Raw genomic sequence first — 13,080 nt, 5'->3', positions numbered from 1 at the left:
AATGCTGAGAGCTGGAGTCACCGTACTTCTTTATCCAGTCGTGAAGGCTTTTAGTGGTCACACCTAATCGATCAGCAACCTCGCTAATCTTGTAGTTACGTTCTGTGACTTGCTTGACGGCTTCAATCTTTAATTCTTCGGTGTAGCGTATACCGCTCATAATATGACTACCTATCGTTTTGCGCTATTGTAACGCTAACAGGTGTCTATAATACTAGGGGTTTGCCATATGCTAAATCGCGTGAAGATAGATTTTCAAATGAAAGAACAAAAAGATGAAATAAAGGTTCTAAATTATGCCAGACACTACGACGATACTAAAACAGAACGCTCTAGTATTCTACGCCAGGAAGAATTATGAAACGTTAGCGTTAGAGAGAATAGAGAAATGTGACAAATATGTTTTTAATGAAAATCCGTTGCTTCGCGGAAATGTATTAGGTAGAGCAACAGATTGGGTTGTTACTCACCTAAATGGATTTGCAGTAAATCAATTCTTGCTAGAAGGAAGTTTTCAATGGCTATCTGATAGTTTGGCTTTAGTGCATGCAATTCTGCTATGGCATCGAGACTCTGATTGGGTTGACTCAAATGTCAATGTTTTTACGGAAAGGCATTTGGTTCAACTTTGGTATCTGAGTTTGTTTCTTGGGAGAACTGAGTTAGAGGCATTGTTGTTTAGACATATTATTGATCGTGAACAAAAGGGACGATTGTACGTAGAAAATAGATCTGAATTGTTTCATGAATTTTTAGAAAATATGATTCACAGTCGAAAGTCAGGGGTCTTGACATTCAGGACTCGATTTGGAAATAAATACAGTCCATATTTTACAAATGAATACGAGTCACTTTCTCTGCAATCGCTTTATGATTCTTATTGCAAAAGAGCGGCAGGACCTTCGAGACCCAAGAATAGTGACATGGATGAACCGGCAGGTTATTTGCCTTACACTGTTTTCCCAGCAGAAATTTTGGGCTATTTGTCATTGGTAGAGAATTTAACGGGTAATAGTATTAATGTATCTGGTATATCAGAATTAAACTCATATATTTCGGCAAACAAAGCTTTTTCTTCAATTGACGAAAAAGCTTCGATGCATATCATTTTTCGATTGGGGGAGATCTTAAAGCGAAATTTATTGGAAGAGATTCTCTAAATGCTAAGGAAGCCTGTCCATTTACGCTACTCTGGCTTCTTTGATTTAATGGCTTATTTCCGATAGCCACTTTGCGACGTGCTTTGGTTTGATTCTTGCCATGAGGAAACTAACTGCAAGGATAGGTAAAATAATCAATATCGTCCATATCGGGAAATTTGCATCACCGATATCAAAACCAAGCGTAACAATTATTAATAGAACCAAAAATAGAGGCATTACTATACAACCTAAATAGCCAACTATTTTTAAGGCAGTAAGGATAGTTACATAATAGGCACTTAAAATGCTCATAGTCGTTACCAGATAGTATTTGAATTATAGATTGAAATAAATGGACGGACACCCTAAGAAACAAAACAGAATCCTACACCAAACCTTGCTGAGTTGGTCACTTTTTTAGAATTCTCATCACTTAGGTGCCCGCTCATTTTCGTTCGCAAGTTTTTTTTGCTGACACTTGACATAAAGCGATTAAAAACATGAACCGAGTCATAGGGTTCGCAACCTCTTCACCAATTGTCTGATGTAGACCACTGTGGAGAATGCGACAAACGTATCAACTACTAATTTAAAAAAACGTAAATATAGATCCACCAAGGAACTGGAACGAAGATGCTAGGTGGCTTAAATTCGAAAAAAAAGCGCCTCCGTCTCCGGAGGCGCTTTTCAAACACTCATTCTAAATAAATAAAAACTTACTTCGGCAAGTAGGTTTTACCCATTAAGAACTTATCCACTTGCTGTGCAGCACCGCGGCCTTCGTTGATAGCCCAAACAATCAGGCTCTGACCACGACGGGCGTCGCCACAGGCAAACACACCATCCACACTGGTGGCAAACTCGCCGTATTCCGCTTTCGCGTTTGAGCGTGGGTCTTTCTCAACGCCGAGGTCATCCAAAATTTTGGCTTCCGGCCCCATAAAGCCCATGGCCAGTAACACAAGATCTGCCGGGTAGGCTTTTTCACTGCCGGGCACTTCGTGTGGAATCATCTGCCCTTCAGGGTTTTTCTTCCATTCGATGTTAACCGTGTGCACCGCTTTTACGTTGCCGTTGGCATCCTGCTCGATATGCTTGGTCATAACCAGGTAATCGCGCGGGTCTTGCCCTTGCACCGCCACGGCTTCTTGCTGCCCGTAGTCCACCAACAAACGCTTTGGCCACTGTGGCCATGGGTTGTTGTTCTGACGGCTTTGTGGGGGTTGCGGCATAATCTCTAATTGCACAACCGATTTACAACCATGACGCAGTGCGGTACCCACACAGTCGGTTCCGGTATCACCGCCACCAATCACGACAACATTTTTGTCTTTGGCGTTAATGAACTGGCCGTCTTGGTGTTCAGAATCGAGCAGGCTCTTGGTATTTTTACCGAGGAATTCCATCGCAAAATACACGCCGTTTGCCTGTCGGCCTTCAACGGGCAAATCACGCGGAACGGTTGCACCGGTAGCGATCACGACGGAGTCGAAATCGTCGTACAATCGCTGCATGGAAATGTCTTTACCTATCTCGGTATTGGTAACAAAGGTGACGCCTTCTTCGAACATAATGTTCACGCGGCGCTCCACAATTTCTTTTTGCAGCTTCATATTCGGAATACCGTACATGAGCAAGCCACCAATGCGATCAGCACGTTCATACACGGTTACCAGGTGGCCGGCGCTGTTCAGCTGTGCTGCCGCTGCCAAACCAGCCGGACCAGAACCGATTACCGCCACGGTTTTCCCGGTACGTTGCTTTGGTGGGTTCGGTTGCACCCAACCTTCTTCAAAGCCGCGCTCAATAATGCTGACTTCATGGTGCTTAATGGTGACTGGGTCGGCATTAATACCTAACACACACGAACCTTCACACGGTGCCGGACAAACGCGCCCGGTAAACTCCGGGAAGTTGTTGGTGGCGTGCAAACGCTGTAACGCTTCTTTCCAGCGCCCACGGTAGATTAAATCATTCCATTCCGGAATCAGGTTGTTCACGGGGCAACCGGCAACCACCGGCGCATACTGTGACTTACCAGACATACAGAATGGCACACCGCAATCCATACAACGCGAGGCTTGCTGCTTAATGCCTTCTTCTGGCATGTGCTCGTGCACTTCCTGCCAATCAATCAAGCGTTCTTTTGCATCACGGTCTTCGGGTAATTGACGTGAAATTTCGATAAAACCTGTAGGATTTCCCATCTCGTTCTCCTTAGACCTTGGCCGCTGCTTTTTGCTTGGGTTTCTTCAGTGATTCAATGTGCATGTCGAATGCCGCGGATGAAATCTCATCTTCGGTTTCGTACTTGCCAGACTCACGGGCCATTTGCATAAACTGCTGAATCTGTTTGTAATCGGTCGGCATAACTTTCACAAACTGGGTCAATGCATTGTCCCAGTCGGCCAGCAGCGCTTCGGCCACATCCGATCCGGTTTTAGCTGCGTGTTTCACCAACAGGGCTTTCAGACGCATGCCGTCTTCTTCGCTCAAGGTTTCCAGAGCGACCATTTCCATGTTGCACTTGGCGGCAAAGTCTTTCTTGCTGTCCAGCACGTAAGCGACACCACCAGACATACCCGCCGCAAAGTTACGACCGGTAGAACCAAGAATGACGGCACAACCGCCGGTCATGTATTCACAACCGTGATCACCCACACCTTCGACAACAGCAGTCACACCTGAGTTACGCACGCAGAAACGCTCGCCAGCGCGGCCGCGGATAAACGCAGTACCACTGGTGCCACCAAAGAAGGCCACGTTACCAATGACAATGTTTTCACTCGGTGCGAACGGTGCGGTCTTATCGGGGTAAACCACCAAAGAGCCACCGGACAGACCTTTACCAAAATAGTCGTTAGCGTCGCCTTCCAGTTCAAAGCTCACACCCTTCGCGGTGAAGGCAGCAAAACTCTGACCGGCAGAACCTTTGAATTTCACGTTGATGGTGTCTTCCGGTAAACCATCGGCGTGGTAACGCTTGGATATTTCGTTTGAGAGCATGGTCCCGACTGAACGATCCACGTTGCGAATGTCGTAACTCAACTGCACCGCTTCCTGTCCTTCCAACGCTTTTACCGCGTCTTCAATCATGCGACGGTCAATGATGTCATCGATCTGATGTTTCTGGCCGATGGATTGGTACAACGTATCGGTATCAAACATCTGCTGAGGTTTGTGCAGTACCGGCGACAAATCTACGTGCTTGTATTTCCAATGGTCAACGTCACTTCGCGCTTCCAGACACTGAGACTGCCCCACCATTTCATTAATAGAACGGAAGCCCAGATCAGCCATGATTTCACGCAGACCTTCCGCCATCATAGTGAAGAAATTCACGACGTTTTCGACTTTGCCCTTATAACGTTCACGCAGACGCTTGTCCTGTGTGGCAATACCGGCCGGGCAAGTGTTCAGGTGGCACTTGCGCATCATGATGCAGCCTTCCACCACCAGAGCGGCCGTGGCGATACCCCATTCCTCGGCACCCAGTAAGGTGGCAATGGCAAGGTCACGCGGTGTTTTCATCTGGCCATCGGCCTGAACAGTGATGCGTGAACGCAGACCATTCTGAACCAAGGTTTGGTGCGTTTCAGCCAGACCCAGCTCCCACGGTAAACCCGCGTGCTTGATGGAGGATATCGGCGAAGCACCGGTACCACCGTCGTGACCAGCAATCAGTACGACGTCGGCGTAGGCTTTACACACGCCTGAGGCAATGGTGCCGACACCGGCTTCCGACACCAGCTTCACGTTGATGCGCGCGTCGCGGTTGGCGTTTTTCAGATCGTAAATCAGCTGTGCTAAGTCTTCGATCGAATAAATGTCGTGGTGCGGTGGTGGCGAGATCAAACCCACGCCCGGCGTGGAGCCACGGGTTTTGCCGATCCATCCGTCGACCTTATGACCAGGCAATTGACCGCCTTCACCAGGCTTGGCCCCCTGAGCCATTTTAATCTGCAGTTCTTCCGCGTTGGTGAGGTAATGACTGGTCACCCCAAAACGGCCAGACGCAACCTGTTTGATTTTCGAAATCATGTTGTCGCCGTTATCCAGCGGCGTGAAGCGAATCGGATCTTCACCACCTTCGCCGGAATTGGACTTACCACCAATGCGGTTCATCGCAATCGCCAAGGTGGTGTGCGCTTCCCAGGAAATAGAACCAAAGGACATCGCGCCTGTCGCGAAACGTTTAAAAATACTCTCGACCGATTCAACTTCGGACAGCGGGATTGCTGGCCGATCCGACTTGAATTTCAATAAGCCGCGCAGCGTGAACAGATCTTTCGACTGGTCATCTACGTTGCGGCAATATTCTTTGAACTGCTCTGGGTCGTTCTGTTCCGTCGCGTGTTGCAGCAAACGAATCGTTGTGGGGTTGAACAGGTGACGTTCGCCATCGTGACGCCACGCGTACTCACCGCCACTTGGCAGCACTTCTTCGGTGAAGATGCGATCTTCCAATGGGTAACCGGCGCGGTGCTTGGTTAAACTTTCCTGCGCGATTTCATCCAGCCCGATACCTTCAATACGAGAAACCGTTCCGGTGAAATATTTGTCGACCACTTCCTGCTTAATACCCAGCGCTTCAAAAATCTGCGCGCCCTGGTAAGACTGTAACGTGGAAATCCCCATCTTGGAGAAAATTTTCAGCAAACCAGAATCAACCGCTTTCGCATAAGCATCAAACACTTGCTGGTCTGTCAGCTCTGCGTTAATTACACCGTCGTTGCGCAGTTCCATCAATGTTTCAATGGCAATGTACGGGTTCACGGCGGAAGCACCAAAGCCCAACACTGTGGCAAAGTGATGCGTTTCACGAACGTCGCCAAACTCTCCCACTATGTCGCAATCGGCGCGCAGACCGGCTTTGATCAAGTGATGGTGAACAGCGGACGTTGCCAACACAGACGGAATCGCGACGTGGTCGGTATCGATATCGCGGTCGCTGAGCAGAATAATCTGGAAGCCATCGTGAACGGCATCTTCGGCGTAACGGCAAATACGTTGCAGCGCGCGTTCCAGTTCGCCAGGCTGACCTGTCGCACGGAACGTTGTTGGAATGGTGCGGGTTTGGAAATGCGCGTGGTCAATGTAACGCAGCTTCATCAGCTGTTCGTTGTTCAGCACCGGCTGTTTGATTTCGAGTTTATGACAGTGCTTAGCCGACTCTTCCAATAGGTTCAGGTCGCCACCAATATAGGTACGCAAACTCATGACCATTTCTTCGCGGATCGGGTCGATCGGTGGGTTGGTTACCTGCGCAAACAACTGCTTGAAGTAGTGCGACAAATGCTGTGGTCGATCCGACAGAATCGCGAACGGCGTGTCGGTGCCCATGGAGCCCAACGGTTCTTTCTTGCTGCCAACCATGTCAGCCAGAATCAGGTTCAAGTCTTCACTGGTGTAACCAAACGCGCGTTGACGCTTTTGCAGGTTACTGAGCAACGGATGCTCAACCTTCACTTCAGGTGTGGGCAGTTCATCGAGGACGATTTTTTCCTGAGCAACCCAACCGAGATAGTCCTGACGAGAGCAGATGTCTTTCTTCACTTCATCGTCGGAAATGATGCGGCCTTCGTTCAGGTCACAGATAAATATTTTACCCGGCTGCAAACGGCCTTTTTCAATAACTTTAGATTGATCAACAATCAAGGCGCCGGTTTCCGACCCCATCACTACCATGCCGTCGTCGGTGACGCAGTAGCGGGACGGACGCAGCCCGTTTCGGTCCAACGTGGCACCAATCACATTACCGTCGGTAAAGGATATGGATGCCGGACCATCCCACGGCTCCATTATGCACGCGTAGTATTCATAAAACGCACGCTTAACCGGATCCATGTCTTCCTGTGTTTGCCAGGCTTCAGGCACGACCATCATCATTGCTTGCGCTAATGGCCGACCAGACAACACCAGCAGCTCAACCATCATATCCAGGTTGGCGGAGTCCGACATGCTGCGGTCATAAACCGGCAACAACATGTCCATTTCTTCGCTGGTGAAATTGATCGAGTCAAACAGAGCCTGACGCGCTTCCAGCCAGTTGATATTACCTTTGACGGTGTTGATTTCGCCGTTGTGCGACAAATACCGGAACGGTTGCGCGCGGCGCCAATGCGGGAACGTGTTGGTGGCAAAACGTGAATGGAACATCGCCAATGCAGAGACCGAACGCTCATCCTGCAAATCCAGATAGTATTGACGCACTTGCGCAGTCGTCAGCTGACCTTTATAGACAATGGTGCGTGAGGACATGGACGCGATATAAAAATCTTCGCCAATGTTCATGACCGTTTCGTGCACGATGTGCGTGGTGTAGTTGCGCAACACGTACAGTTTGCGTTCAAACTGTTGTTGCGTTTTGCAATTGGTGTTCTGCACGAACACCTGCTCAATTTGTGGTTCCTGATCTTTGGCCGTCTGGCCGATCATGCTGTTGTCGCAAGGTACAACACGGTAACCCAGCAATTTTAAGCCGAGCTTACTGATGTTGCGTTCCAAGACTGCGCGGCATTCTTCACGTTTGCTGTCATCGGCGGGAAAAAACACCATACCGACACCGTATTCACCAAACGCTGGCAAGGAAATGCCTTGTTTTTCGGTTTCGTCGCTGAGTAATTCGTGTGGAATCTGAATGAGGACACCGGCGCCGTCGCCGCTGTTAATATCTACCCCGGTTCCGCCACGATGCTCCATGGTGGTCAGCATCGTCAGTGCGTTTTCAATAATGTCGTGGGATTTTCGCCCTTTCAGGTGTGCGACAAATCCAATTCCACAGGCATCGTGTTCAAATTCGGGTCGATACAGACCAGGGTGTTGCTTTTTCATGTGATTCTTCCAATTCATTACGTTCATACGCCGAACCACTTCACATCGTTATGAAGTGCGGAACTTAACAGCTACGAGTCCGGGGTACCTACAGGTCGTGGAGAGATCGGAACGCTTGTTTTCTGATCATTCCCGACCAATGTGTCGCATCGATGAAAATGCGATGTAAATTCTCGAAACTGGCATAGTAATGATTCAGATGCCGGAGGCAATGCAAGAATGTTGTGAACCGGCACACAGATCAGCAAAAACACCGGTATTTTTACTTAAAACCGCACTTATTTTCCTGACCACCGAGTCACATTAATAAACATACCCACGAGCAAAGCCAGATAATTAAAGGCTTTGACGAAGACAACCAATCACCCAGGTTAGCTGAGAAACTCATGCCAAAAGCCGTAGCGCAATTTGCCCAGACAAAGGTGATTTTTCTGCGAGACTTCCTTTCATTTTTTGCAGTAAGGGCATTTAAGGCACAAAATAGGCAAAATCCCGAATTCGAAGAGCCCAAATACCATGCAATTTGATAACAATAATATTTACAGTGGTCTAAATGACCCCAAAATCGAAAACGATTTCAGACGTGTTCAAGCCAATGAAGAGACTCTGAAGCGCCAAGTCAATCAGCTGACCAGCGCGGACGACATGGCGCAATGGCTGAATGCCTATGACGGTGATCTGATTACGCTGATGGACATTGCCACATTTGCGGCGTTAATCCGCGTGGTGGATTCCGCCAATGAACAGGCCGAACAATTAGAGGCCAAAGCGAATCAAGCCATTGCTGAATTGGAGCAGATTGCTGAGCCACTTTACGATCATTTAATGCAACTGACCGATGTCGACTTCAACGCCTTAGTGCAATCAGAAGCGCTCGCGCCTTTCCATTTCAAACTGCAACACAAACGTGCCATGGCAGTTCATCGTTTATCGGTTGCCGAAGAAACGCTGCTGCAAAAAATGGCCGTTGACGGTTTGCACGCTTGGGGTGAGCAATATTCGAAACTCGCCGGAACTTTGCGCTGCGACATTAATGGTGAAACCGTTGGGCTAGCGAGTGCGTTCAACATGACCATGTCTGCGGACCGGACCTTAAGAGAAGCTGCGTTCAACGGTATTCGCAGCGCCTGGGCGGAAAATCAGGACTCTGTGGTAGCCGGACTCAACGCCATTAACGGTTGGCGCCTGAATGAATTTCAACGTCGGTCTGGCAAACAGGAATTGCATTATCTGGACGTTGCCTGTCATCAAAGTCACATTACCCGTGACACCTTGCACGCGTTAATGAACACCGCCGATGAACAAAAATCGGTGGGTCAGAAAGCCATTCGTCTCATGCAACAATGGAACGGCATTGCCGATGGCAAACCCTGGGATTTAATGGCGCCCCCAAAGTCCGATGGTACATCAGAGGCAGAACCGATTCCTTACGAAGAAGCGCTCGACATCATTAAAGGGGCGTTCGCAGAATTCGACCCGGACATGGCCAACTTTGTACAACGCATGCACGAGCATGGCTGGATTGATGCCAAACCCACACCGAACCGAGCCACCGGTGCCTTTTGCACAGAGTTTTTTGCCGCAGGTGAACCGCGAGTATTCATGACCTACGACGGCAGTATGGGCAACGTACTGACGTTAGCTCACGAATTAGGACACGCGTGGCACGCCTGGGTCATGCGCGATATTCCCTTCAGCGCCAAACAATACCCGATGACCCTGGCCGAAACCGCCAGCATTTTCGCAGAAACACTAGTGCGGCAAGCGTTGTTACAGCGGGCCGGTACAGACCAATTGAAACGCGATATTCTGTGGCAAGAAGCCGAGTCTGCCGCGGCCTTGCTTATCAACATTCCGGCTCGCTTTGAGTTTGAAAAGAACTTTGTCGAAGCACGTAAAAACGGCAAAGTATCGGCCAACAAAGCGCGTTCTTTAATGTCCGACGCATGGGCAGCCTGGTATGAAGACAGCGTCTCAGAATATGACGATATGTTTTGGGCCAGTAAACTGCATTTCTCCATCGCCGAAATTGGTTTTTATAATTATCCGTACCTGTTCGGTTATCTGTTTGCGCTGGGCGTGTATGCACAAAAAGACAAACAAGGCGAAAACTTCCGGCTCGCATACCGAGCGCTGCTGCAGGATACCGGCCGGATGACCGCCGAACAGTGCGTCGAAAAACACTTACAGCGTGACATTCGTGATGCCGATTTCTGGCGTGATTCCTTCGCGATAGTCGACAACGCCATGGAGGCTTTTGCGAAGGTTATTTGATGTCTTTTAGTCGTTGAACTTTTTCAGTTCAGTTGGAAATGTTAAAGCAGTAAGCAATGGAGAGTATACGTTTCAACAGGAGTCACTCGTGACTTCATTGTTTCTGCTTTGGCTGCAATGACAGATACATCGCAACGAATTCAAAGGCACTGTCCCGAGTCGCACTAACTAAGCGCTTGCGCTTATCTCTTCGGCACATGCACCATTCAGTGACTCGGTTTCAATGTGAATCTTTCACCGATACGGGCCGCACCAGTCCGACGATTCGGAATTAGCCCTTAACAACCAAAGCCACCTCAAAAAACAAACATTCACTCTCGTCAATGTCTTCTTCGACAGGTCGTTCTTGACAGACATGGTTATCTATAATTCTGTGTCACAAATAGTACAAACTAAACAATCGAAAGCCATTGCCGACGTTGGCGTATATAACCACTCCGTCGCATCTGTTTTGGCTGACTTAATTGGCACGTCGCAACGGGTTCAAGGGCATGGATGCCCTTGTAAGCGCCGCGCGTGCAGGGACGCACGCTCAAGCGACCGTTCGAAGAAAGTGACAATTAAGGAAGAGCACCAAAGCGGGCGACAGAAGGGGGGTTAAAATCGATTAAAAGCGAAGCCCCAATGGGCTTCGATTCGATTTTAACGACTTCACCTCTGGTGAAGGCCGGATCAAGGGGATCTCCCCTTGGAAAGAAAAATCCTCCAAGAAATCTTTTGGTTAACACGGAACCATGGTCTTCGAAACAGATTTAATACTTGAAGTAAAAAACTCAGCGAAACCAAGTCACACATTGATGCAAATTCCATTGAACAAGCTTAAGTAAGTACCATTCGGATCGCCCCTTGGGGGAAAATCCTCCATGAACTTTATTCGTCTGGCAGTAAAACCGGAATCGCGAGAGCGGACTAGCCCTTAACCACTTACGTTTTAATCTTCTGGCAAGACCAAACTTCAACATATGACATTCAGACCGCTCCTTAGAAAGAGCACCTGAAATAATTCAATAACCAATCATTAAAATTGCACCAACACATTCCCGATTCATTTCCAAAAACTAGACAATGAAATCATCGACATAAAAACGATCCTTTCATGTTCGCCCATAAAAAAAGGGAGCCGTTGCTCCCTTTCAAATCATGTCATATTAGTTTTGATACACCCGAACGTAATCGACATACATGCGTGTTGGACCAAAGTTAGCGTGATCCGGATCGCCAGGCCAGTTACCGCCGACCGCGAGATTCAACAAGAACCAGAACGGCTGATCGTAAACATATTCACCATACTGTTGAACCTGAGCTTTGGTGACGCTGTAGAAGTTGAGATTATCGACAAACCAACGTATACCATTGGCATCCCATTCTACCGCGTAGACATGGTAGTCCTGATCGATACTTGCAGCGTGGTCCAGATGGCCGGTAATGGGTGTATTACCTGAGTAGCCAGGACCGTGTAACGCGCCAGAGGTGATATTGTTGGTGTTGACATGCTCCATGATGTCAATCTCACCACCCTGTGGCCATCCCTGGGTATTGAAGTTATCACCTAACATCCAGAACGCTGGCCAGATGCCTTGCACACGTGGCAATTTCATACGAGCTTCCATCCGCCCATATTTGAAACTTTTATTAAATCGTGTGGTGATTTTTCCTGAGGTATAACCGCAGTTACCACCGTGCCAACATGGGCCGCCTTCTTCTTTGCGTGCTTCAATCACCAAGACATTACTTTGCGCTTGCGCATCGTACTGAATGCTCAGGTTCTGACCGTTGGAATACCATTGCAGTTCGTTATTACCAAAACCGTGGCCGCCGCTTTCAATGTTCCAAACGGAGGTGTTTAACGTGTCGAATTCGTCACTCCAGGTGACGGTCGGTGGTGGCGGCGGTGGCTGAACACCCGTGGATTCAATTTCAATCCAGTTCAGGTTAAAACCACCGGTCTGTGCAAACACACCCAGGGCGTAATCACCTGCCGCCAGGTTGGTCGTAATTTCCACGGTTTGCCAATTCTGCCAGCCTCCGGTGGCGGGAATAGTGACGGGGCCTACGGGCAGTGAACCTGCGTTGAAGTCGACACTGACGGTCGCACCCGCAGGGCTGGCGACGCGCAATTTAATAGTGTACTGACCCGCCGCCAATGACGTAGCAGGGTACGCCAACCATTCACCGGCTTCCCACCAACCGACGTTGTAACCGCCGTTGGTGTCGGTAGTGGCTTCAATATCGACCGCGTCTGAACGATACGCGCCACCCAAGTTCGCTGCAGTGGTGTCTTCAAAGTCGATATAGTCTTCGGCTTCCAGTTTGACAGCAGATCCCCCGGTTGAAACAGGTTCTACGCTCAGCCAGTTTATATTTACTCCGCCGGTCACCGCATAGACACCCAGGTCGTATACACCGGCATTCAGTTCAACGGTTTGCTCCAGCGTTTGCCATTGTTGCCAGCCCCCGGTCGCGGGCACATTGAAACTGCCAAGTACTTGTTCGCCGCCATTCAGGTCAACACTCAATTGTGCACCGGCACTACTGGCGACACGAAGACTGACTTTGTAGGTACCACTTTGAGCAATATTCAGCCCCGTATACGACAACCACTCTGATGTATCGATCCAACCGACATTGTAACCACCACCTACGTCGCTGGTCGCTTCAATATCCACATTGTCGTTTCGATAGGCACCGCCTGTATTACCGGCCGTGGTATCAAAATAGTTGCTGTAGTCCTCAGCCTGAAACGTTTGCGCACCGGCCAGTCCTGCGGTGAGAACACCGACAAGAACCAGACTCAGTCCTGGTTTCTTTGTTGTTTTTATTTTCATTGTTT

General features: G+C 48.9%; 7 protein-coding genes and 1 other annotated feature. Of the genes, 2 read left to right on the top strand and 5 right to left on the bottom strand.

The window, feature by feature from the left end:
- On the bottom strand, positions 1–160 hold a 160-nt coding region (locus IYN85_RS23320), incomplete at its 3' end, for a transposase (protein WP_196161371.1).
- 136 nt (positions 161–296) lie between these two features.
- On the opposite strand from IYN85_RS23320, the gene IYN85_RS23315 reads away from it, so the two are divergent.
- A complete protein-coding gene (locus IYN85_RS23315; RefSeq protein ID WP_196161370.1) occupies positions 297–1,160 on the top strand; it encodes a hypothetical protein in 864 nt (287 codons plus the stop codon).
- 45 nt (positions 1,161–1,205) lie between these two features.
- On the opposite strand, the gene IYN85_RS23310 is transcribed toward IYN85_RS23315, so the two are convergent.
- From IYN85_RS23310 to gltB, 3 genes are all read right to left on the bottom strand, one after another.
- Entirely contained in the window at positions 1,206–1,454 is a 249-nt protein-coding gene (locus IYN85_RS23310) for a hypothetical protein (RefSeq protein ID WP_196161369.1), read from the bottom strand.
- 335 nt (positions 1,455–1,789) lie between these two features.
- Positions 1,790–1,907, bottom strand: a sequence feature (ribosomal protein L10 leader region).
- Complete coding sequence (locus IYN85_RS23305) at positions 1,859–3,349, bottom strand: glutamate synthase subunit beta (RefSeq protein WP_196161368.1); 1,491 nt, start codon at positions 3,347–3,349, stop codon at positions 1,859–1,861. It overlaps the preceding feature by 49 nt.
- Before the next feature lie 10 nt (positions 3,350–3,359).
- Complete coding sequence (gene gltB, locus IYN85_RS23300) at positions 3,360–7,976, bottom strand: glutamate synthase large subunit (RefSeq protein ID WP_196161367.1); 4,617 nt, start codon at positions 7,974–7,976, stop codon at positions 3,360–3,362.
- 516 nt (positions 7,977–8,492) lie between these two features.
- On the opposite strand from gltB, the gene IYN85_RS23295 reads away from it, so the two are divergent.
- Positions 8,493–10,250 (top strand): M3 family oligoendopeptidase, encoded by a 1,758-nt coding sequence (locus IYN85_RS23295; protein WP_196161366.1) that lies wholly within the window; start codon positions 8,493–8,495, stop codon positions 10,248–10,250.
- Between the two features lie 1,148 nt (positions 10,251–11,398).
- Here IYN85_RS23295 and IYN85_RS23290 read toward each other — a convergent pair.
- The gene (locus tag IYN85_RS23290; protein ID WP_196161365.1) at positions 11,399–13,075 is read right to left on the bottom strand and encodes a carbohydrate-binding protein; all 1,677 of its coding nucleotides are present in this window, start codon (positions 13,073–13,075) and stop codon (positions 11,399–11,401) included.
- Positions 13,076–13,080 lie beyond the last annotated feature (5 nt).

The sequence above is a fragment of the Reinekea sp. G2M2-21 genome (assembly GCF_015687175.1).
Taxonomy (GTDB): Bacteria; Pseudomonadota; Gammaproteobacteria; order Pseudomonadales; family Natronospirillaceae; genus Reinekea.
Note: the sequence above shows the minus strand (reverse complement) of the source record. Positions and strands in the feature narration are given on the sequence as shown.

Coding starts and splice junctions, on each gene's coding strand:
- IYN85_RS23315 (WP_196161370.1), top strand. CDS start 297: ATGCCAGACACTACGACGATACTAAAACAGAACGCTCTAGTATTCTAC.
- IYN85_RS23310 (WP_196161369.1), bottom strand. CDS start 1,454: ATGAGCATTTTAAGTGCCTATTATGTAACTATCCTTACTGCCTTAAAA.
- IYN85_RS23305 (WP_196161368.1), bottom strand. CDS start 3,349: ATGGGAAATCCTACAGGTTTTATCGAAATTTCACGTCAATTACCCGAA.
- gltB (WP_196161367.1), bottom strand. CDS start 7,976: ATGAAAAAGCAACACCCTGGTCTGTATCGACCCGAATTTGAACACGAT.
- IYN85_RS23295 (WP_196161366.1), top strand. CDS start 8,493: ATGCAATTTGATAACAATAATATTTACAGTGGTCTAAATGACCCCAAA.
- IYN85_RS23290 (WP_196161365.1), bottom strand. CDS start 13,075: ATGAAAATAAAAACAACAAAGAAACCAGGACTGAGTCTGGTTCTTGTC.